The sequence below is a fragment of the Streptomyces sp. NBC_00224 genome (assembly GCF_041435195.1).
Lineage (GTDB): Bacteria > Actinomycetota > Actinomycetes > Streptomycetales > Streptomycetaceae > Streptomyces.
Window position 1 is genome coordinate 7,121,240 of record NZ_CP108106.1, and the last position, 20,675, is coordinate 7,141,914.

General features: G+C 72.1%; 18 protein-coding genes. 13 read left to right on the top strand and 5 right to left on the bottom strand.

The window, feature by feature from the left end:
• Window positions 1-100 precede the first annotated feature (100 nt).
• Both ggt and OG965_RS31770 read left to right on the top strand, forming a co-directional pair.
• On the top strand, window positions 101-1,897 hold the full coding sequence (ggt, locus tag OG965_RS31765) for a gamma-glutamyltransferase (RefSeq protein ID WP_371655483.1): 1,797 nt from the start codon (window positions 101-103) through the stop codon (window positions 1,895-1,897).
• Between the two features lie 167 nt (window positions 1,898-2,064).
• A complete protein-coding gene (locus tag OG965_RS31770) occupies window positions 2,065-2,772 on the top strand; it encodes a glycoside hydrolase family 75 protein (protein ID WP_371655484.1) in 708 nt (235 codons plus the stop codon).
• Window positions 2,773-2,831: 59 nt separating this feature from the next.
• On the opposite strand, the gene OG965_RS31775 is transcribed toward OG965_RS31770, so the two are convergent.
• The 3 genes from OG965_RS31775 to OG965_RS31785 all read right to left on the bottom strand — a co-directional run bounded on the left by OG965_RS31775 (window position 2,832) and on the right by OG965_RS31785 (window position 5,706).
• Window positions 2,832-3,488, bottom strand: a complete 657-nt coding sequence (locus OG965_RS31775) for a DUF4360 domain-containing protein (protein ID WP_371655485.1) — start codon at window positions 3,486-3,488, stop codon at window positions 2,832-2,834.
• A gap of 209 nt (window positions 3,489-3,697) precedes the next feature.
• Window positions 3,698-4,465 carry a type I methionyl aminopeptidase gene (gene map / locus OG965_RS31780; RefSeq protein WP_371655486.1) on the bottom strand — a complete coding sequence of 256 codons (768 nt, stop codon included), beginning with the start codon at window positions 4,463-4,465 and terminating at the stop codon, window positions 3,698-3,700.
• Window positions 4,466-4,536: 71 nt separating this feature from the next.
• A complete protein-coding gene (locus OG965_RS31785; RefSeq protein WP_371655487.1) occupies window positions 4,537-5,706 on the bottom strand; it encodes an acetyl-CoA C-acyltransferase in 1,170 nt (389 codons plus the stop codon).
• A gap of 140 nt (window positions 5,707-5,846) precedes the next feature.
• Between OG965_RS31785 and OG965_RS31790 the strand changes: the two genes are divergently transcribed.
• Window positions 5,847-6,314: a winged helix-turn-helix transcriptional regulator gene (locus OG965_RS31790; RefSeq protein WP_371655488.1), complete on the top strand. Its 468-nt coding sequence runs from the start codon at window positions 5,847-5,849 to the stop codon at window positions 6,312-6,314.
• A gap of 108 nt (window positions 6,315-6,422) precedes the next feature.
• Here OG965_RS31790 and OG965_RS31795 read toward each other — a convergent pair whose 3' ends face one another.
• The gene (locus OG965_RS31795; protein ID WP_371655489.1) at window positions 6,423-6,674 is read right to left on the bottom strand and encodes a helix-turn-helix domain-containing protein; all 252 of its coding nucleotides are present in this window, start codon (window positions 6,672-6,674) and stop codon (window positions 6,423-6,425) included.
• A gap of 183 nt (window positions 6,675-6,857) precedes the next feature.
• On the opposite strand from OG965_RS31795, the gene OG965_RS31800 reads away from it, so the two are divergent.
• The 8 genes from OG965_RS31800 (at window position 6,858) to OG965_RS31835 (ending at window position 16,500) form a co-directional block, all read left to right on the top strand.
• On the top strand, window positions 6,858-8,093 hold the full coding sequence (locus OG965_RS31800; RefSeq protein ID WP_371655490.1) for an alginate lyase family protein: 1,236 nt from the start codon (window positions 6,858-6,860) through the stop codon (window positions 8,091-8,093).
• 182 nt (window positions 8,094-8,275) lie between these two features.
• On the top strand, window positions 8,276-9,643 hold the full coding sequence (locus OG965_RS31805) for a hypothetical protein (protein WP_371655491.1): 1,368 nt from the start codon (window positions 8,276-8,278) through the stop codon (window positions 9,641-9,643).
• Between the two features lie 52 nt (window positions 9,644-9,695).
• Window positions 9,696-10,211: an HAD family hydrolase gene (locus OG965_RS31810; protein WP_371655492.1), complete on the top strand. Its 516-nt coding sequence runs from the start codon at window positions 9,696-9,698 to the stop codon at window positions 10,209-10,211.
• A 118-nt stretch (window positions 10,212-10,329) separates the two neighbouring features.
• Complete coding sequence (locus tag OG965_RS31815; protein ID WP_371655493.1) at window positions 10,330-11,172, top strand: nitrilase-related carbon-nitrogen hydrolase; 843 nt, start codon at window positions 10,330-10,332, stop codon at window positions 11,170-11,172.
• Complete coding sequence (locus OG965_RS31820; RefSeq protein WP_371655494.1) at window positions 11,169-12,449, top strand: aspartate aminotransferase family protein; 1,281 nt, start codon at window positions 11,169-11,171, stop codon at window positions 12,447-12,449. Before OG965_RS31815 ends, OG965_RS31820 begins: the two co-directional genes overlap by 4 nt.
• A gap of 32 nt (window positions 12,450-12,481) precedes the next feature.
• Window positions 12,482-13,888, top strand: a complete 1,407-nt coding sequence (gene hydA, locus OG965_RS31825; protein WP_371655495.1) for a dihydropyrimidinase — start codon at window positions 12,482-12,484, stop codon at window positions 13,886-13,888.
• 16 nt (window positions 13,889-13,904) lie between these two features.
• Window positions 13,905-14,903 carry a TIGR03842 family LLM class F420-dependent oxidoreductase gene (locus OG965_RS31830; protein ID WP_371655496.1) on the top strand — a complete coding sequence of 333 codons (999 nt, stop codon included), beginning with the start codon at window positions 13,905-13,907 and terminating at the stop codon, window positions 14,901-14,903.
• Between the two features lie 109 nt (window positions 14,904-15,012).
• On the top strand, window positions 15,013-16,500 hold the full coding sequence (locus tag OG965_RS31835; RefSeq protein ID WP_371655497.1) for an NCS1 family nucleobase:cation symporter-1: 1,488 nt from the start codon (window positions 15,013-15,015) through the stop codon (window positions 16,498-16,500).
• Between the two features lie 206 nt (window positions 16,501-16,706).
• Here the strand turns inward: OG965_RS31835 and OG965_RS31840 are convergent, their stop codons facing one another.
• Window positions 16,707-17,762, bottom strand: a complete 1,056-nt coding sequence (locus OG965_RS31840; RefSeq protein WP_371655498.1) for a biotin/lipoate A/B protein ligase family protein — start codon at window positions 17,760-17,762, stop codon at window positions 16,707-16,709.
• 84 nt (window positions 17,763-17,846) lie between these two features.
• On the opposite strand from OG965_RS31840, the gene OG965_RS31845 reads away from it, so the two are divergent.
• Complete coding sequence (locus OG965_RS31845) at window positions 17,847-19,691, top strand: gamma-glutamyltransferase family protein (RefSeq protein WP_371655499.1); 1,845 nt, start codon at window positions 17,847-17,849, stop codon at window positions 19,689-19,691.
• A gap of 91 nt (window positions 19,692-19,782) precedes the next feature.
• Window positions 19,783-20,619, top strand: a complete 837-nt coding sequence (locus OG965_RS31850; protein ID WP_371655500.1) for an inositol monophosphatase family protein — start codon at window positions 19,783-19,785, stop codon at window positions 20,617-20,619.
• Window positions 20,620-20,675 lie beyond the last annotated feature (56 nt).

Consider the following 20,675-nt stretch of genomic DNA (forward strand, 5'->3'; position numbering starts at 1 on the left):
GGGCATGTTAGCGGGAGTCCGGCGCGGTGTTCGAGACGGTCCTGACGCGACGGCGGGCGCGGCGTTACGCTGCGCGGACATTCGCCCCCAGGAGGTACGCATGCGTCGCTCCGCCGTCCGCAGTCTCTCGTTACTGGCCGTCGCCGCGGCCGTGGCGACCTCGGTCGCGGCCGCCCCGCCGAGAACCGCGCCACCGCCCGTCAAGACGCCCGAGGCGATCGGCTACGGCGGCGCCGTCGCCAGCGTCGACGTGGACGCCACCGCCGCCGGCATCGACGTGCTCAAGCACGGCGGCAACGCGGTGGACGCCGCCGTCGCCACGGCCGCCGCCCTCGGCGTCACCGAGCCGTACTCGTCGGGCATCGGCGGCGGCGGATACTTCGTCTACTACGACGCCAAGTCCCGCACCGTGCACACCATCGACGGCCGCGAGAGCGCGCCGCACTCCGCGACCTCGTCCCTGTTCCTGGAGAACGGCAAGCCGCTCCCGTTCCCGGACGCGGTGACCAGCGGGCTCAGCGTCGGCACCCCCGGCACCCCGGCCACCTGGGACGCGGCCGTCGACGCCTGGGGTTCCAAGCCGTTGAGCCGGCTCCTGGAGCCCGCCGAGCGGATCGCGCGCGACGGCTTCACCGTCGACGGCACCTTCCGCCAGCAGACCGCCGACAACCAGGCGCGGTTCGCGGACTTCCCGGACACCGCGAAGCTCTTCCTGCCCGGCGGGCAGCTGCCGGTGGTCGGCTCGAAGCTGAAGAACCCCGATCTCGCCCGCACCTACCGGGAGTTGGGGCGCGCGGGCGTCGACGCCGTCTACCGCGGCGACCTGGGACGCGACATCGTACGGACCGTCCGCAAACCCCCCGTCGCGTCCGGCTCGACCCGCATCGCGCGCCCCGGCGACCTCACCGAGAAGGATCTGCGGTCGTACGCGGTCAAGCGCCAGGCCCCGACGAAGGTGGACTACCGGGGCCTGAAGGTCTACGGCATGGCGCCCTCGTCCTCGGGCGGCACCACGGTCGGCGAGGCGCTCAACATCCTTGAGCACACCGACCTGTCGCAGGCGTCCGAGGTGCAGTATCTGCACCGCTACATCGAGGCGACCCGGGTGGCCTTCGCGGACCGGGGCCGCTGGGTGGGCGACCCGGCCTTCGAGGACGTACCGACCAAGGGGCTGCTCTCGCAGAGGTTCGCGGACTCGCGGGCCTGTCTCATCAGCGACACCAAGGCTCTGACCAGCCCGCTGGCGCCCGGCGACCCCCGCCACCCGGCGCCGTGCGCCACCTCCGGCCAGGCCTCGCCCACCACGTACGAGGGCGAGAACACCACGCATCTGACGGTGGCCGACAAGTGGGGCAACATCGTCTCGTACACCCTCACCATCGAGCAGACCGGCGGCAGCGGCATCACCGTCCCCGGCCGGGGTTTCCTGCTCAACAACGAGCTCACCGACTTCTCGTTCGCCCCGGCGAGCCCGGCCGTCCACGACCCGAACCTGCCGGGCCCGGGCAAGCGGCCGCGCTCCTCGATGTCGCCGACGATCGTCCTCGACGGGCACGGGAAGCCGGTGATGGCGCTCGGCTCGCCGGGCGGCGCGACCATCATCACCACGGTGCTCCAGTCCCTCGTCGGGCACCTCGACCGGGGCCTGTCACTGGTCGACTCCATCGCGGCCCCGCGCGCCAGCCAGCGCAACGCGGCGAAGACCGAGCTGGAGCCCGAGCTCTACAACACCCCGCTCCGGGCCCAACTGGAGTCGCTGGGGCAGGCGTTCACACTCAACCCGGTGATCGGCGCGGCGACCGGGGTGGAGCGGCTCGGTGACGGCCGCTGGGTGGCTGCGGCCGAGAAGGTCCGGCGCGGCGGCGGTTCGGCGATGGTGGTGCGCCCAGCTGGGTGACACCTCGTCAGAATCCGTCCGCCGGGCGGGTGAAGCGGGCGCGGCCCTCGTCCCTCGGGGGACGGGGGTCGCGTTTCATTTGATGTGACCAGTGTTGACGCGCTCATGTAAACGGGTCAGATTGTTCGGGTCAGGTAAGGAAACTTTCCTAACAGAAGGGTCCCCACGTGCGTACGCGAACGCTCGCCCTCGCCGCCGCCTCCGGTGCCGCGCTGCTCGCCACCGCGGCCCTCCCCGCCACCGCCCAGAACACGGCCCGCGCCACCAACGCCCCCACCCGTACCGAGGAGGGCTCGGTCAGTGCGGCCGATCTGCTGGCCAAGGTGAAGAGCTGTTCGCAGATCTCCAGCGGCAAGTACAGGACCGACAGCGAGACCGCCGCGACGGTCCCGGTCTGCGGCAAGAACGGCGCCGTGTTCTGGAAGGCCGACCTGGACGTCGACTGCGACGGCCAGACGACCACCGCCTGCAACCGCGGCACCGACCCGTGGTTCCAGGGCGACACCGCCTTCCACCAGTCCAACGGCAAGCCGCTGAACGCCGAGAAGCTGCCCTACGTCGTCGTGCCGAGCTCCAGCTCGATCTGGAGCTACTCCTCGGCCGGGATGAAGGGCGGCGGTGTGGTCGCCGTCATCTACGGCAACAAGGTCGAGTACGCGGTGGTCGGCGACACCGGCCCCTCCAAGATCATCGGTGAGGCGTCCTACGCCACCGCCAAGGCGCTGGGGATGAACCCCGACCCGGCCACCGGCGGCGCCGAGTCCGGCGTCACGTACATCCTCTTCACGAACTCGCAGGCGAAGCCGATCGAGAGCCACAGCGCGGCGGTATCGCTCGGCGACGAGCTCGCCAAGCAGTTCGTCGCCGACAACTGATCGCCGACGACTGACGGGGTGCGGGTCGCCCGCTGTGTGCCGGGCGGCCCGCGTGCGTGCTACTTCGGCGGGCACACCTTCCACGAGAAGTGGTAGATGGTGTTGATGCTGGCATCGGTCGAGTCCATGCTGATGAAGCTGGTGGTGTTGGCCGTGTCGGAGGTGCCGGCCCCGGCCCGCAGTTCGGTGTTGATGTTCAGATAGCGCTCCTCACCGCAGGGCTTGTAGACGAGGGCGGAGACGTCCGTGGAGTCGTTGGTCTGCCAGTCGTCGGAGAACGGCCCCTTGAACGGGTGCGTGGCGGAGACCGTCTGGGGCATGCCCTGGAAGTAGTAGTTCGCCCGCTCCTGCGCGGTGGCGCCCTTCTCCAGATGGGCGAAGCCGCGGTAGTCGGCCGAGGCGATCGCGTAGGTGAAGCCCTGCGGGACGTGGACGTTCAGCGCGAGCTGGCAGTTCTTTCTGATGTCGGTCGGCGAGGAACCCTTGCCGACCTGCGCCAGGTAGGTGCTGTACGTGACGGTGAACGCGGTGTTGTCGGTTGAGACCGCGACGGCCGCCGTACCCGCCGGACACCCCGAGCCGTTGACGGTCACGAGGTCGATCACGATCTTGTCGGGCGGCGGGGTGCCCCAGCCGCCGGGGGTGTGGCCGGACGAGCTGAGTGGGGCGGCCAGAAGGACGGCGGACGCGCCGCCGATGGCCAGTGCGTTGAACATGACGCTCCTTTCGGTCATGTCGCCAGCCCGGTTCTCCTGTGGGGGGTTGGCGGGACCATGACAGCAGAACGTCACGTTCCGGGACAGGTACGGACCAGCCAGCGTGAGGCCGTTCCCGGGGGCGTTATTTGGCCCGAACCGGTTGCCCGGTTCGGGCCAAAAAGCTGCGCCTCACGCCGTCGTGACGGAACGTCGATGAAGGGCTCGGCTCACACGAGCGTCAGAATGCGCGGCCCGGAGTCCGTGATGGCCACCGTGTGCTCGGTGTGCGCCGCGCGGACGCCGGTGACCGTGCGCAGCGTCCAGCCGTCCGGGGCGGGGTAGTACCCGTCGGTGCCGTCCGCGATCAGCATCGGCTCGATCGCCAGGACCATGCCGTGCCGCAGCACCATGCCCCGGCCCGGACGGCCCTCGTTGGGCACCCCCGGGTCCTCGTGCATCTGGCGGCCGATGCCGTGGCCGCCGAAGTCCTCCGGGATGCCGTATCCGGCGCCCCGGCACACCTTGCCGATCGCGTGCGCGATGTCGCCGATGCGGTTGCCCACGGTCGCGGCCGCGATGCCCGCCTCCAGCGCCTCGTACGCCGTCGAGATCAGCCGGACGTCCTCGCTCCGCGCCCGGCCCACCGTGAAGCTGATCGCCGAGTCCCCGGCCCAGCCGTCCAGGACCGCGCCGAAGTCGACGCTGACCAGGTCGCCGTCGCGCAGCCGGTAGCCGTCCGGGACGCCGTGCACGATGGCGTCGTTGACGGAGACGCAGGCGACGGCGGGGAACGGCACCGGGGCGAAGTCCGGGTGGTAGCCGAGGAACGGTGAGGAGGCGCCCGCCGCGCGCAGCACCTCATGGGCCGCCGTGTCGATGTCCAGCAGGCTGACGCCGACGCCGGCCGCGTCCCGCGCCGCGGCGAGCGCCCGCGCCACCACCCGCCCGGCCTCGCGCATCGCGTCCATCTGTGTGTCCGTCTTGATCTCTACCATTCCAATTACTATACCGGTCGGGTGGAGCGGTCACGCAGGCGGCCGTACGGGTGACACGGGCTGAGGCGACGTCAGAGGGCTTCCAGGACCGTGGCGTTGGCGAGCCCACCCGCCTCGCACATGGTCTGGAGGGCGTAACGCGCCCCGCGCCGGTGCATCGCGTGCACCAGCGTGGTCATCAGCCGGGTGCCGCTGGCGCCCAGCGGGTGGCCGAGCGCGATCGCGCCGCCCTGCGTGTTGACCTTCGAGAGGTCGGCGCCGGTCTCCTGCTGCCAGGCGAGCACCACGCTCGCGAAGGCCTCGTTGACCTCGAAGAGGTCGATGTCGGAGAGGCTGAGTCCCGCCTTGCGCAGCACCTTTTCCGTCGCGGGGACGACTCCGGTGAGCATCAGGACGGGGTCGGAGCCGGTGACCGCGAAACTGTGCAGCCGGGCGAGCGGACGCAGCCCGAGCCTCGCCGCGGTCTCGCTGGAGGTGATCAGGACGGCGGAGGCGCCGTCGTTGGTGGGGCTGCTGTTGCCCGCGGTCACCGACCAGTCGATCTGCGGGAACCGCTCGGCGAAGTGCGGGTCCACGAAGGACGGCTTCAGCCCGGCGAGGATCTCCGGGGTCGTCGTGGGACGTACGGACTCGTCCCGCGTCAGCCCGGCGATCGGCGCGGTCTCGGCGTCGAAGAGCCCGGCGCCCCAGGCCGCGGCGGCCTTCTGGTGCGAGGCGGCGGCGAACTCGTCCATCCGCTCCCGCCCGATCGACCACTTCGCGGCGATCAGCTCGGCGCTGATGCCCTGCGGGACGAGGCCCTCGGGGAAGCGGGCGGCCACCCCCGGGCCGAACGGGTCCTTGCCGGGCGGCACGTTGGACCACATCGGCACCCGGCTCATCGACTCGACCCCGCAGGCCACGACCAGGTCGTACGCCCCCGAGAGCACGCCCTGGGCGGCGAAGTGGACGGCCTGCTGCGAGGAGCCGCACTGGCGGTCCACGGTCGTCGCGGGGACGGTGTCCGGGAACCCGGCGGAGAGCCAGGCGTACCGGGTGGTGTTCATGGCTTGCTCGCCGACCTGGTCGACGGTGCCGCCGATCACGTCGTCGACCAGTGCCGGGTCGACACCGCTGCGCTCGACGAGGGCGCGCAGGGTGTGGGCGAGCAGCTCGACGGGGTGCGTCTGGGAGAGCGCCCCGCCCGGCTTTCCCTTTCCTATCGGGGTACGGACGGCTTCCACGATCACGGCGTCACGCATCGCGTGCTCCTCGGCTCTGCTCGGTCCTGCTCGGGTCCTACCCGTGCCACTACCCGCGAGTAGGTTGGAAAACTGGATTCACTGTAGCTCGCTGGGTTGGAAAATCCAATGCACTGCCGGTCCTGGCTTACCGTGGAGCCATGACGACGTCGCAGAAGAACTCCCGCCCCTGCTCGATCGCCGACGCGCTCGGGGTCGTGGGGGAGAAGTACGCGCTGCTCGTCCTGCGCGAGGTCTTCTTCGGCGTGCACCGCTTCGACGCGATCGCCCGCAACGTGGGCGCCCCCCGCGACATCCTCACCGCCCGGCTGCGCCGGCTCGTCGACGCGGGCGTCCTGGAGAAGGTGCTCTACAACGAGCGGCCGGCCCGGTACGAGTACCGCGCCACCGAGGCGGGACAGGAGCTGCGCCCGGTGCTGCTGATGCTGATGCGCTGGGGCGACCGCCACCTCGCGGACGTGCCGCCCACGGTGTGGCGGCACACCTGCGGCGCGGACCTGGACCCCGCGATCATGTGCCGCTCCTGCGGCGAGGAGGTCCACCGGCGCGATGTGACTCCGCGGTTCCAGGTGGCGGGGTGGGATGCGGAGGGTGGCCCGGCGGGCTGAATCGCCGGTCGACCTGTCGAAGTGGGGTGAGCACGGCCCCCTAGGGGCGCGGGGAACTGCGCGACCAGCCACGCACGGTCCGCAGACGAACCGCCACCGGCGAAGTGCTTACGCCGCCAGCGGCGTGCAGTGCCCCGCGACCTCGTCCAGCGAGAGGCCGAGTACGGAGGCGAGCGCGGCCACGGTGAAGAACGCCGGGGTCGGGGCGCGGCCGGTCTCGATCTTGCGCAGGGTCTCGGCGGAGAGACCGGCGGCCGCAGCGATCTCGCTCATGCTGCGCCCGTCCCGCGCGGCCCGCAGCAACCGGCCGAGCCGCTCGCCGCGCTCGCGCTCTTCGGGGGTGAGAGGGGTGCGGACCATGAGGGCGAGTCTAGTCCCGTAGCCCCTTCGTTCGTCTGCGGACCGTGCATGGCTGGTCGCGCCCACGCGGCGGAGCCGCACATGTCACGGCCCCGCGCCCCTTAGGGGGACGTGCCTGAGCCGGGAGGCTCGGTCGGCCCAATAGATCCTGCGGCCCGCGCCGGGTGGCCCCACCGTGGAAGCGTGCTCAAGCAGCCCGCCCCGAAGTGGCCCCGCCGCGCCGCCGCCCTCGCCACCCTGGTCGCTTTCGGCGCCCTCGCCGCCTGTGCCCCCGCCTCCCGTGTCTCGGCCACCTCGGCCGGCCAGGACGCCGTGACCGCCTTCCACCACCCCGGTGTGGTGATCGGCAGGAGCCAGCTGGACGCCGTACGGGCGAGGGTGCGGGCCGGGCGGGAGCCCTGGCACGCGGCGTACGAGAAGATGCGGACCAGCCGGTACGGCTCGCTCGCGTACACCGCGCACCCCGCCGAGGTCGTCCCCTGTCCGCCGAACGCCGGGCCGCCCTCGTGTCTGGCCGAGCGCGAGGACGCGATCGCCGCGTACACCCAGGCGCTGCTCTGGTCCGTCGACGGCGACGAGGCGCACGTCCGCAAGGCCGTCGAGATCATGGACGGCTGGTCGAAGGTGATGAAGGAGCACACGGAGGGCAACGCGGGGCTGCAGACCGCCTGGGCGGGCTCCTCCTGGGCGCGCGCCGCCGACATCGTGCACGCGGGCTACCCGAAGTGGGGCGCCGCTAACGTCCAGCGCTTCAAGTGGATGCTGCGCAAGGCCTATCTGCCCGCCGTGACCGCCAAGGTCCCCGACTACAACGGCAACTGGGAACTGGCGATGACCGACGCGGCCATCGGGATCGCGGTGTTCCTGGAGGACCGCGAGCTGTTCACCCAGTCGCTGGACCGCTACCGGGCGCGGGTTCCCGCGTACTTCTACCTCGGTTCCGACGGGAAGCTGCCCAAGCCGCCGCCCGGCGGCACGATGAACACCCCGGAGAAGCTGGCCACGTACTGGTTCGGGCAGCGCACCTACACCGACGGGCTCGGCCAGGAGACCTGTCGCAACTTCATGCACATCGGCTATTCGCTGGCCGCCTCCGGGCACATCGCGGAGACCGCCTGGCAGCAGGGCGTCGACCTGTACGGGCCGACGGCCGAGCGGCTGCGGGCCGCCCTGGAGTTCCACGCCCGCTACCAGCTGGGTGAGGTGGCCCCGGCGTGGTTGTGCGGCGGCAAGGTGGAGCGCACGATGGGGCCGGACGTGGAGGTCGCCCTCAACCATCTGCGCAACCGGATGCACCTGAAGCTGCCCGAGACCGAGAAGCTCGCCGAGCGGCAGCGCCCGTCGGGGACGGACGACCTGTTCGTGGCCTGGGAGACGCTGACGCACGCGGAGAACCCGGGGCAGGGTTCGTCGGTGTGACGGGCGCGGGGGCGCGGAGGGCGCTGCCAGGGGGCGCGCGACTTCTTCCATCACCACCCCGTTCGGCGCGCGGCCATACGCCGGTATCGCGGCGAAGACCTCGGCGTAACACGGGCGCAATGCGGCGGGTATCGAATGCCCACGGACCGTGGGGGTTCAGTCGGCGGTTGGGGGATTGAGCTATGACAGTGAATCAACTCCCGGTGGACATCGGGGTGTTCGTGCAATACATGGGCCGGATGGCGGCCCTGCTCGACCGGTACGGCGGCTGGTCCGGCGTCTTCTGGCGGCGCGACCCCGGCGGCATGGCGGCCTGTCTCGACGGCAGCGAGATCCCGCCCTGGGACGTGGTCGAATCGCTGCTCCAGGACCTCGCGCCGACGCACGGCCCGGAGGCGGTGGCCCGGGAGACGGTACGGGCGCGGGCGCTGCACACCGCGGCCGCCACCGCGTACGACGCCCGCCCGGGCGGCCGCGAGGCACTGCGCGAACGGCTCGCCCTGATGCTCCGCGAGCAGGCGTACGCGGCCGACCGCCTGCCGGGCGCCGCCCCGGACGAACTGGCCTGGATCCAGGACGACCTGGCCCGGGCGACAGCGCGCTGCGCCGAACTGCGCGCCCGTATCGCCGCGTTGGGCCCGGAGGTCCCGAGGGGCTGGTTCAGCGATCGGGCGGTCGCGCGGCCCAGGGAGTCGGCCGAGGGGGAGGGCGGCCCGGGGGAACCCGGTGGCGGGTCCGCCGGGCCGGTTCTCCCCGCCGGACCTGCGGCAACCGACCCGGCGCCCCGGGTACCCGCACCCCGGCCCGCCGCGCGGCGCACCTCGCGCGGGGCCCGGTTCGCCGGGCTGGAGGACGGCGGGGCCGAGGCGGAGGACGGCGGGCCCTTACTGCCGCCGGTCGCCGCCACCGCGCCCACCGGCGCCCGGTTCGGCGGCGGTTGGCACACCCGCAGACAGCCCGGGCACGCCCGGGGAAAGAGCGAGCCGCAGCAGCGGGAGGAGCGGGCGGAGGACCGCGACCGGCGCCGGGGCGTGCGCGAAGCCGTCGTCCGACTCGTCCGGCTGCGCGCCAGGGGCCGCACCGGCGAGGCGCACGCCGTGCTGTGCGAGGCGGCCGCCGGGCCCGCCGCCCTGCTGCCGCTGTTCGCGGGCGAACTCCACCGCGCCGGCCTGGGCGCCGACTGGGCCACCCTGCTGTGGGAGGCGGCCTCGCTGCCGCCCGACCGGCTGGCCGCGGCGGCCGCCGCGCTCGCCGCCGCCGGGCAGGGCGCCGACTGCCACCGGCTGCTGCGCCAGGGCGTGTCCCGGCCCGCCGACCAGATCGCGGACGCGGTGCTCGCGCTGGGTGACGCCGGGCGCGAGCGCGAGGCGGACGCGCTGCTGAGCGCCTTCGTCCGGGTCCGCACGCCGGAGGACGCGGCGCATCTGGCCGCGCACGCCCCGGCGCGGCTGGGTCCGCAGCTGCTGGCCGCCGCCGGTGCGGTCTCCGAGGGGCGACGACGGGACGTCGTCCACGCCTTCCGGGTGGCCAGAATTGCAACAGAACGTTGAAAATGCTGGATTGAGGTGAGGGCGCGGCTGGGCAGGGTCCGTACCGATGGACATGGACTCCCGCACAGCCCAGCCGCGTACATGTGCGCCGCGTACGCCCACCGCCGCCGCGTTCTTCGACGTCGAGGGCACGCTCCTGGCCGTGCCCGAGTTGCCCGAGCCGCACCACGGCGGCCCCGGGCCGCCGCTCGGCCGCCTCTGGCACGCGCCGGTCCTCGCGGCGCTGCACGACCACGCCGCCCGGGGGCACCTGGTGGTCCTGGTGACGCCGTCGTCCGCCGCGGCCGTCGCGCCCGTCGCCCGCGAGCTGGGCGCCGACGCCGTGCTCTGCGCCCGGCCGAGGGCCCCGATGACCGGCCAGGGCAAGGGGTACGCGGCCCGCGCCCTGCTGCGCGAGCACGCCCTGCTCGCCGCCGACTGCTACGCGTACGCGGACGAGGCGGCCGACCTCCCGCTGCTCGCCGAGGTGGGCAACCCGGTGGTCGTCGGCGACGACCCGGTGCTGCTCAGGCACGCCCGGCGGGGCAACTGGGCCCGGCTGCCCGCCCCCGTACCGAGGGAAATGTGATCGACTTCGTGGCGTAATGGAGATGGTCTTGCCACGGTGCGTGACGGGCTTTACCGTCTCTCCACACGCAATCTACGCGTGTGGATGCCTGGCTGACGGCCCGTCTAAGGAGCAGCTCATGGCCACTGTTGTCCGCGCCGCACTGGTCCAGGCCAGTTGGACCGGCGATACCGAATCCATGATCGCCAAACATGAGGAACACGCCCGCGAGGCGGCCCGGCAGGGGGCGAAGATCATTGGGTTCCAGGAGGTCTTCAACGCCCCGTACTTCTGCCAGGTGCAGGAGGCCGAGCACTACCGGTGGGCGGAGCCGGTGCCGGACGGGCCGACCGTGCGGCGGATGCAGGAGCTCGCCCGCGAGACCGGGATGGTGATCGTCGTCCCGGTCTTCGAGGTCGAGGGCTCCGGTTTCTACTACAACACCGCGGCCGTGATCGACGCCGACGGCAGCTACCTCGGCAAGTACCGCAAGCACCACATCCCCCAGGTGAAGGGGTTCTGGGAGAAGTACTACTTCAAACCGGGCAACCTGGGATGGCCGGTCTTCGACACCGCCGTGGGCCGGGTCGGCGTCTACATCTGCTACGACCGCCACTTCCCCGAAGGCTGGCGGCAGTTGGGCCTCAACGGCGCCCAGCTCGTCTACAATCCGTCGGCCACCTCGCGTGGACTTTCGGCCTATCTCTGGCAGCTGGAACAGCCCGCCTCGGCGGTGGCCAACGAGTACTTCGTCGCCGCCATCAACCGGGTCGGCCGCGAGGAGTACGGCGACAACGACTTCTACGGCACCAGCTACTTCGTGGACCCGCGCGGCCAGTTCGTCGGCGAACCCGCCAGCGACAAGGAAGAGGAACTCCTCGTCCGGGACCTCGACTTCGGCCTCATCGACGAGGTGCGCCAGCAGTGGGCGTTCTACCGCGACCGGCGGCCCGACGCCTACGAAGGGCTGGTGAAGCCGTGACCTCCCTCTTCGACCGCCACCGCGCGGTCCTGCCCGACTGGCTCGCGCTCTACTACCGGCACCCGATCGAGATCACCCACGGCGAGGGCCGCCACGTCTGGGACTCCGAGGGCAAGCGGTACCTCGACTTCTTCGGCGGCATCCTCACCACGATGACCGCCCACGCCCTGCCCGAGGTCACCAAGGCCGTCTCCGACCAGGCCGGGCGGATCATCCACTCCTCGACGCTCTACCTCAACCGCCCGATGGTGGAGCTCGCCGAGCGGATCGCCCACCTCTCCGGAATCCCGGACGCCCGGGTCTTCTTCACCACCTCCGGCACCGAGGCGAACGACACCGCGCTGCTGCTCGCCACCGCCCACCGCGGCTCCAACCAGATCCTGGCGATGCGCAACAGCTACCACGGCCGCTCGTTCAGCGCGGTCGGCATCACCGGCAACCGCTCCTGGTCCCCGACGAGCCTGTCGCCGCTGCAGACGCTGTACGTGCACGGGGGCGTCCGCTCCCGGGGCCCCTACGCGGAGCTGAGCGACAGCCAGTTCATCAACGCCTGTGTGGCCGACCTCGAAGACCTGCTCGGCCACACCCGCGAGGTCGCCGCGCTCATCGCCGAGCCCATCCAGGGCGTCGGCGGCTTCACCTCGCCCCCCGACGGGCTCTACGCCGCCTTCCGCGAGGTCCTCGACCGGCACGGCATCCTGTGGATCAGCGACGAGGTGCAGACCGGCTGGGGCCGCACCGGCGACCACTTCTGGGGCTGGCAGGCGCACGCCGAGAACGGCCCGCCGGACATCCTCACCTTCGCCAAGGGCATCGGCAACGGCATGTCCATCGGCGGTGTGGTGGCGAGCGCCCGCGTCATGAACTGCCTGGACGCCAACTCCATTTCGACCTTCGGCGGCTCCCCGGTCACCATGGCCGCCGGCCTCGCCAACCTCTCGTACCTCGTCGAACACGACCTCCAGGGCAACGCGCGCCGCGTCGGCGGCCTGCTCATGGAGCGGCTGCGAGCCGTCGCCGCCCAGCTCCCCCTCGTACGCGAGGTGCGCGGCCGGGGCCTGATGGCGGGCATCGAACTGGTGAAGCCGGGCACCGACGAGGCGCACCCGGAGGCCGCGGCCACTGTGCTGGAGGCGGCGCGCGAGGGCGGACTGCTCATCGGCAAGGGCGGCGGGCACAGCACCAGCGTGCTGCGGATCGCCCCGCCACTGACGCTCACCGTCGCGGAGGCGGAAGAGGGCGCCGCGATCCTCGAACGCGCGCTGCGGAGCGTTTAGTTCCTGTACGTGTACGAAAGGGAGCACCACCCATGAGTACCCGCACCCTGATCACCGGCGGTCTGGTGATCACCGCCGCCGACGAGATCCACGCCGACGTACTGATCGAGGACGGCCGCATTGCCGCCCTCGCCGCGCACGGGTCGAGCGCGGCGCAGAGCTGGAGCGCCGACCGTACGCTCGACGCGACCGACAAGTACGTCATCCCGGGCGGAGTCGACGCCCACACCCACATGGAGCTCCCCTTCGGCGGGACCTTCGCCTCCGACACCTTCGAGACCGGGACCCGGGCCGCGGCCTGGGGCGGCACCACCACGATCGTGGACTTCGCCGTGCAGTCGCCGGGCCACGCGCTGCGTGAGGGCCTGGACGCCTGGTACGCCAAGGCGGACGGGCAGTGCGCGATCGACTACGCGTTCCACATGATCCTCTCCGATGTGAACGAGCACACGCTCAAGGAGATGGACCTGCTGGTCGAGGAGGGCATCACCTCCTTCAAGCTGTTCATGGCGTACCCCGGCGTCTTCTACAGCGACGACGGCCAGATCCTGCGGGCGATGCAGCGCTCGGCCACCAACGGCGGGCTGATCATGATGCACGCCGAGAACGGCATCGCGATCGACGTCCTCGTCGAGCAGGCGCTCGCCGCGGGCCGCACCGACCCGCGCCACCACGGCGAGGTGCGCCGCGCCCTGCTCGAAGCCGAGGCGACCCACCGGGCGATCCAGCTGGCCCGGGTCGCCGGGGCGCCGCTCTACGTCGTCCATGTGTCGGCCGAGGAGGCGGTCGCCGAGCTGGTGGCCGCCCGGGACAAGGGACTTCCGGTCTTCGGCGAGACCTGTCCGCAGTACCTGTTCCTCTCCACCGACAACCTGGCCGAGCCCGGCTTCGAGGGCGCCAAGTACGTCTGCTCGACACCGCTGCGGCCCAAGGAGCACCAGGCCGCGCTCTGGCGGGGGCTGCGCACCAACGACCTCCAGGTGGTCTCCACCGACCACTGCCCGTTCTGCTTCGTGGGGCAGAAGGAGCTCGGCCGGGGCGACTTCTCCAAGATCCCCAACGGTCTGCCGGGCGTGGAGAACCGGATGGACCTGCTCCACCAGGCGGTGCTCGACGGCCACCTCACCCGGCGCCGCTGGATCGAGATCGCCTGCGCCAGCCCGGCTCGGATGTTCGGGCTCTACCCGAAGAAGGGCACCATCGCACCGGGCGCCGACGCCGACGTCGTCATCTACGACCCGCACGCCGAGCAGACCATCTCCGCCGAGACCCACCACATGAACGTGGACTACTCGGCGTACGAGGGCAGGCGGATCACCGGCCGCGTCGAGACGGTCCTCTCGCGCGGCGAACTCGTCGTCCACGAGCGGCAGTTCACCGGGCGGGCCGGACACGGCGTCTACACCCCGCGGGCCACCTCCCAGTACCTCGGCCAGTAACCAGGAGCAGCACCACATGGACTTCGGACTCGTCCTGCAGACCGACCCGCCCGCCTCGACCGTCGTCGGCCTCATGCGCCGCGCGGAACGCAACGGCTTCCGCTACGGCTGGACCTTCGACTCCGCCGTCCTCTGGCAGGAGCCGTTCGTCATCTACAGCCGCATCCTGGAGCACACGCGGCAGATGCACGTCGGCCCGATGGTGACCAACCCGGGCACCAGGACCTGGGAGGTCACCGCCTCCACCTTCGCCACCCTCAACGACATGTACGGCAACCGCACTGTCTGCGGCATCGGCCGCGGCGACTCCGCGATGCGCGTCGCCGGGCGCAAACCCAACACCCTGGCCCGCCTCGGCGAGGCCATCGGCGTCATCCGCGACCTCGCGGAGGGCCGCGAGGCCGAGGTCGACGGGCAGCGGCTGAAGCTGCCCTGGGTCAGGGACGGCAAGCTGCCCGTCTGGATGGCGGCGTACGGACCGAAGGCGCTGGCCCTCGCCGGGCAGAAGGCCGACGGCTTCATCCTCCAGCTCGCGGACCCGTTCCTGACGGAGTGGATGGTCAAGGCGGTCCGCGCGGCCGCCGTGGAGGCCGGGCGCGACCCCGCCTCCGTGACCATCTGCGTTGCCGCCCCGGCCTACGTCGGCGACGACCTCGACCACGCCCGCGAGCAGTGCCGCTGGTTCGGCGGCATGGTCGGCAACCACGTCGCGGACCTGGTGGCCCGGTACGGCGAGCACTCGGGCCTGGTGCCGGACGCGCTCACCGACTACATCAAGGCGCGCCAGGGCTACGACTACAGCCACCACGGCCGCACCGACAACCCGGACACCGCCTTCGTCCCCGACGAGATCGTCGACCGCTTCTGCCTCCTCGGCCCCGTCGAGGCGCACATCGAGAAGCTGAAGGCCCTGCGCGACCTGGGCGTCGACCAGTTCGCGGTGTACGCGATGCACGACGCGCGGGAAGCGGTCATCGACGCGTACGGGGAGCGGGTGATCCCGGCGCTGAGCTGAGGAATCCAGGGGGCGCCCGGCCCGCACCGGGCGCCCCCGTTCCCGTAACCCGCCCCCACCCACGGCCCGTTCGCCCTCCCCCCTCGTCCCCCGAACGAATGGCCTGCGCATGACCGACACCGCCATACCGACGGACACCGCCCCGCCGGACAGCCGCTTCACCAACGACGACCTACGGCCGGTGCCGCCCGAGGAACGCAGTTGGACCACGTACAACTTCGCCGCCCTCTGGGTCGGCATGGCGCACAACATCCCCTCCTGGACGCTCGCCTCCGGTCTGGTCGCCCTCGGCATGGACTGGAAGCAGGCCGTGTTCACCATCGCGGTCGCCAATGTGATCGTTCTCGGGCCGATGCTGCTCACCGGGCACGCGGGACCGAAGTACGGCATTCCCTTCCCGGTGCTCGCCCGCGCCTCCTTCGGGCTGCGCGGCGCCAACCTGCCCGCGCTGATCCGCGCGGCGGTCGCCTGCTGCTGGTTCGGCATCCAGACCTGGATCGGCGGCCAGGGCGTCTTCGTCCTGCTCGGCAAGGTCTTCGGCGGCTGGGCCGACGCCTCCGAGATCGGCGGCGAGCCATGGACACTCTGGCTCTGCTTCGTCCTCTTCTGGGCCCTGGAACTGGCCATCATCCACCGGGGGATGGAGACCCTGCGCCGGTTCGAGAACTGGGCGGCGCCGTTCGTCCTGGTCGGGGCCGTGGTGCTGCTGATCTGGATCGCCCACAAGGCGGGCGGCCTCGGCCCACTGCTCGACCAGCCCTCCAAGCACGGCTGGGGGCGGGACTTCTGGCCGGTCTTCTTCCCGTCGCTGATGGGCATGATCGGCTTCTGGGCGACGCTGTCCCTGAACATCCCGGACTTCACCCGCTTCGGCAAGGGCCAGCGCGCCCAGGTCTGGGGCCAGACCCTCGGTCTGCCGACCACCATGACGGCCTTCGCGCTGCTGTCGGTGCTCGTCACCTCGGGCTCGCAGGCGGTGTACGGGGTGCCGATCTGGGACCCGGTGGACCTGGTGGCCCGGACCGACAACGTCTTCGGGCTGCTGTTCGCGCTGCTCACGGTCCTGATCGCGACGATCTCCGTCAACATCGCGGCGAACGTGGTCTCCCCGGCGTACGACCTCGCCAACCTGGCACCCCGCTTCATCAACTTCCGTACGGGCGCGCTGATCACGGGCGTCGTCGGGGTCGTGATCTTCCCGTGGAAGCTGACATCGACGCCCGAGCTGTACATCTTCACCTGGCTGGGAGTGGTCGGCGGCCTGCTCGGCACGGTCGCGGGCATCCTGATCGCCGACTACTGGATCATCCGCCGCACGGTCCTCGACGTGGCCGACCTGTACCGGCCGGGCGGCCGCTACTGGTACACGGCCGGCTGGAACTGGCGCGCGGTGGCCGCGTTCGCGGTCGGCGGCGTCCTGGCCGTCGGCGGCTCCTACTCCACGGTCGACCCCAAGGGCAAGAAGCTCGGCCCCTTCCCGGTGGACGGCCTGATCCCGGCCCTGAAGCCGCTGGCGGACTACGGGTGGGCCGTGGGGCTGGGGGCGGCGGTGGTGGTTTACACCGGGTTGATGGGGGCCGGGAGGCGTGAGGTCTGAGGGAGATGCGGTGCCGACTAGGGCCTGTCCGGCGGATCTGGTCGCCCGCGAAGTGCCTTCGCCTTTCGGTGCTGGTGAGCGGGGGTCTGGTGCGTCCAGCTGCAAGGCGGAGGAGGGCGTCGACGCGGAGCGTCGGCAACCGACGACAACGCGGCAGATGGGCGTGCCAGACCCCCGCGTCCCAGACAAGATCCGCCGGACAGGCCCTAGGGGACCCGCGCCGTCCACTCCTCGTGGGAGAACTTCGTCTCCGCCAGCTTGCGGGCGCGGGACATCTCCTCGTCCGTGACCTTTCCCTCGGCCAGCCCGTACCGCCCGCGGAACGAGGCGATCATCCGCTCGATGACCGCCTCGCGGGGCAGGCCCGTCTGGCGGCGCAGTGGGTCGACGCGCTTCTTCGCGCTCTTGGTGCCCTTGTCCGAGAGCTTCTCGCGGCCGATGCGGAGGACTTCCAGCATCTTGTCGGCGTCGATGTCGTACGCCATCGTCACGTGGTGCAGCACCGCGCCCTCGTCCGCGACCACCCGCTTCTGCGCGGCGCCCGCGATCTTGCCCGCGTCCGTGGCGATGTCGTTCAGCGGCTGGTACCAGGCCTTCACGCCCATGTCGCCGAGCGCGCCCAGGACCCAGTCGTCCAGATAGGCGTAGCTGTCCGCGAAGGACAGGCCCTGGACCAGGGCGTCGGGGACCGAGAGCGAGTACGTGATGGTGTTGCCCGGCTCGATGAACATGGCCCCGCCGCCCGACACCCGGCGCACCACCGTGATCCCGTGGCGCTCGGCGCCTTCCGGGTCGACCTCGTTGCGCAGCGACTGGAAGCTGCCGATCACCACTGCCGGTGCGCCCCACTCCCACACCCGCAGCGTGGGCGGGCGGCGCCCCGCCGCGACCTCGGCGGTGATCACCTCGTCCAGCGCCATGTGCAGGGCGGGGGACTGGGGGCCGTCGTGGATCAGCTGCCAGTCGTAGTCCGTCCAGTCCGTCGCGTGCGCGAGGGCGCGGCGGACCGCGACGCCGATCCCTTCCGACGTCAGTCCGTACATCGTCGTGCCCGGCGGCAGCGCCGCGTCGATACGGGTCGCGAGCCCGGCGGCGTCCGTGTCGGCCGGGGCGCCCTCCAGCGCGCTGTTGATCGCCAGGATCGCCTCGTCCGGTTCGAGGAAGAAGTCGCCCGCCACCCGCACACCGCTCAGGACGCCGTCCTCGACGTCCAGATCCACCACCACGAGCTTGCCGCCGGGGACCTTGTACTCACCGTGCACCGCTGCTCCTCCATCCGTTCCGAGCAGAATCAACGGTAGACGGGGGGTCTGACATTCCACGATGGGCGTCGCTAGCCTGCCCGGATGGCCGATCACATAGCCCATGCCTTCCATGTGCCGGAGACGCCGTTCACCACCCGGCCCACCCTCCAGGGCACCTTCGGGATGGTCTCCTCCACCCACTGGCTCGCCTCGCAGTGCGCCATGGCCGTCCTGGAGGACGGCGGCAACGCCTTCGACGCCGCCGTCGCCGCGGGCTTCGTCCTCCATGTCGTCGAGCCGCATCTGAACGGCCCGGCAGGCGAGGTGCCCGCCCTGCTCGCCCCGGCCGGGGGCGCGGTGCGGGTGCTCTGCGGCCAGGGGCCCGCGCCCGCCGGGGCGACGGCCGCCCACTACCGCTCGCTCGGCCTGGACCTGGTGCCCGGCACCGGCCCGCTCGCGGCCGCCGTTCCCGGCGCCTTCGACGCCTGGATGCTCCTGCTGCGCGACCACGGCACCAAGCCGCTCACCGACGTACTGAAGTACGCCATCGGATACGCCGAGGACGGGCATCCGCCCGTCGAGCGGGTCGGGGAGACCGTGGACGGCGTGCGTGCGCTCTTCGAGAGCGAGTGGCACTCCTCGGCCGAGGTGTATCTGCCGGGCGGCCGCGCCCCGCGCCCGGGGCGGCTGCTGCGCAACCCGGCCCTGGCGCGCACCTGGCGCCGCGTCCTCGCCGAGTCGGCCCCCACGCGCGCGTCCGCGACCGGTGACGGCCGGGTGCGGCAGATAGAGGCGGCCCGGCGGATCTGGCGCGAGGGGTTCGTCGCCGAGGCGTTGGTCGCGCAGGCGCACCGCCCCACCCTGGACACCAGCGGCGAGCGCCGCACCGGCACCCTGACGGCGGCCGACCTCGCCGGGTGGTCCGCGACGTACGAGGACCCGGTGACGTACGACTGGAACGGCTGGACCGTCTGCAAGGCGGGCGGCTGGAGCCAGGGCCCGGCGTTCCTTCAGCAACTGGCGCTACTTCCGGACGAGTTGCCGCCGTACGGCTCCGCCGAATACGTCCACCTCCTCGTCGAGGGGTGCAAGCTCGCCATGGCCGACCGGGAGGCCTGGTACGGGGACGCGACCGGGGTGCCGCTCGCCGAGCTGCTCTCGGACGACTACAACGCGGCCCGCCGCGCACTCGTCGGCGCGGCGGCCTCGTACGAGCTGCGGCCCGGCAGCCCGGGCGGGCGCCCGCCGCGGATCGCCCGCGAGGCACTACGCGCGCGTGGCCGCGACGCCGACGTACGGGCGGCGGGCGCGGGGGAGCCGACCGTGGCCCCGGACGGCGCCACCCGGGGCGACACCTGCCACCTGGACGTGGTCGACCGCTGGGGGAACATGGTCGCCGCGACCCCCAGCGGCGGCTGGCTCCAGTCCAACCCGGTCGTCCCCGAGCTCGGCTTCCCGCTCGGCACCCGGCTCCAGATGGCCTGGCTGGAGGAGGGGCTGCCGAACACGCTGACCCCGGGGCGCCGCCCCCGTACGACGCTGTCGCCCACCCTGGCGCTGCGCGACGGCGTACCGGTGCTGGCGTTCGGCACGCCCGGCGGGGACCAGCAGGACCAGTGGCAGCTGCACTTCTTCCTCGCCGTCGCCCTCGGCGCGGGCGAGCGCGGCGGCCTCGGCCTCCAGGGCGCGATCGACGCTCCGAACTGGCACAACGACTCCTTCCCGAGCTCGTTCTACCCGCGGGCGGCCCGGCCCGGCAGCGTCACGGTCGAGGCGCGGACCGCCGAGGAGGTGGTGGCGGGGCTGCGGCGGCGCGGGCACCGGGTCACGGTCGGCGGCGCCTGGTCGGAGGGGCGGCTGTGCGCGGTCGCGCGCGACCCGGAGACCGGAATCCTGTCCGCCGCCGCGAATCCGCGCGGGATGCAGGGGTACGCGGTGGGGCGGTGACCGGGGAGGGTGCTCGCCGACGTCACCTCGATGACGTCCGGGGTTGGGACCACGTTCGCCGATTGTCAGTGGGGCATGTTTTGCTGGACGCATGATCGAAGGGTTGCTCGCAGAGTTTCTGGAAGACCGGTCGTCCGACGTCGAAGAGGCGGTCCGCAAGGCGGCGGCCGTCGAGATCATGCCGCGCTTCCGCCAGCTCGCCTCGCACGAGGTCCTGGAGAAGAGCGGCCCGCACGACCTGGTGACGGTCGCCGACCGGCGTGCCGAGGAGTTCCTGACCCAGGCCCTGACCGAGCTGCTGCCCGGCTCGGCCGTCGTCGGCGAGGAGGCCGTCGCGGCCGACCCGTCGGTGTACGACGCACTGGGCGGCGACGCACCGGTGTGGATCGTCGACCCGGTCGACGGGACCCGCCAGTTCGTGCGCGGCGAGGAGGGCTTCTGCACGCTGGTGGCGCTCGCCCACCACGGCGAGGTGCTGGCGTCGTGGACGTACGGGGCGGCGCTCGACGTCATGGCGGTCGCGGTCCGCGGCCGCGGCGCGAGGCTCAACGGCGAGGCGATACGGTCCGGGGCGCCCGCGCCCGGCGCGGTGATCGAGGTCGCCACCTCCCACCCGGACTACACGACGGACGACCAGAAGCGCGCGCTGCTCGGGCTGCGCACCGACGGCGTCAGCCCGCGCCCGTGCGGCTCGGCCGGGCTCGAATACCTGGCGGTCGCGCGCGGCGGGCTGGACGCGGTCGCGTTCTCCTGGGAACTCGCCTGGGACCATGCGGCGGGCCTGCTCCTGGTGACCGAGGCGGGCGGGGCCCACACGACCCTGACGGGCGAGCCGTTCCGGATAACCGGCGGCAACGCGCTGCCGTTCACGGCCGCCCGGGACGCGGCGACGGCGGAGCGGGTGCGGGGACTGCTGGCGGGGGAGTGAGCGGGCGCGGTCGAACGCCCGGCCCCGGGTCGCCGCGCGGCCTCCTGGCGCAACCG

Coding starts and splice junctions, on each gene's coding strand:
- ggt (WP_371655483.1), top strand. CDS start 101: ATGCGTCGCTCCGCCGTCCGCAGTCTCTCGTTACTGGCCGTCGCCGCG.
- OG965_RS31775 (WP_371655485.1), bottom strand. CDS start 3,488: ATGTTCAACGCACTGGCCATCGGCGGCGCGTCCGCCGTCCTTCTGGCC.
- map (WP_371655486.1), bottom strand. CDS start 4,465: ATGGTAGAGATCAAGACGGACACACAGATGGACGCGATGCGCGAGGCC.
- OG965_RS31785 (WP_371655487.1), bottom strand. CDS start 5,706: ATGCGTGACGCCGTGATCGTGGAAGCCGTCCGTACCCCGATAGGAAAG.
- OG965_RS31790 (WP_371655488.1), top strand. CDS start 5,847: ATGACGACGTCGCAGAAGAACTCCCGCCCCTGCTCGATCGCCGACGCG.
- OG965_RS31795 (WP_371655489.1), bottom strand. CDS start 6,674: ATGGTCCGCACCCCTCTCACCCCCGAAGAGCGCGAGCGCGGCGAGCGG.
- OG965_RS31805 (WP_371655491.1), top strand. CDS start 8,276: ATGACAGTGAATCAACTCCCGGTGGACATCGGGGTGTTCGTGCAATAC.
- OG965_RS31810 (WP_371655492.1), top strand. CDS start 9,696: ATGGACTCCCGCACAGCCCAGCCGCGTACATGTGCGCCGCGTACGCCC.
- OG965_RS31815 (WP_371655493.1), top strand. CDS start 10,330: ATGGCCACTGTTGTCCGCGCCGCACTGGTCCAGGCCAGTTGGACCGGC.
- hydA (WP_371655495.1), top strand. CDS start 12,482: ATGAGTACCCGCACCCTGATCACCGGCGGTCTGGTGATCACCGCCGCC.
- OG965_RS31830 (WP_371655496.1), top strand. CDS start 13,905: ATGGACTTCGGACTCGTCCTGCAGACCGACCCGCCCGCCTCGACCGTC.
- OG965_RS31835 (WP_371655497.1), top strand. CDS start 15,013: ATGACCGACACCGCCATACCGACGGACACCGCCCCGCCGGACAGCCGC.
- OG965_RS31845 (WP_371655499.1), top strand. CDS start 17,847: ATGGCCGATCACATAGCCCATGCCTTCCATGTGCCGGAGACGCCGTTC.
- OG965_RS31850 (WP_371655500.1), top strand. CDS start 19,783: ATGATCGAAGGGTTGCTCGCAGAGTTTCTGGAAGACCGGTCGTCCGAC.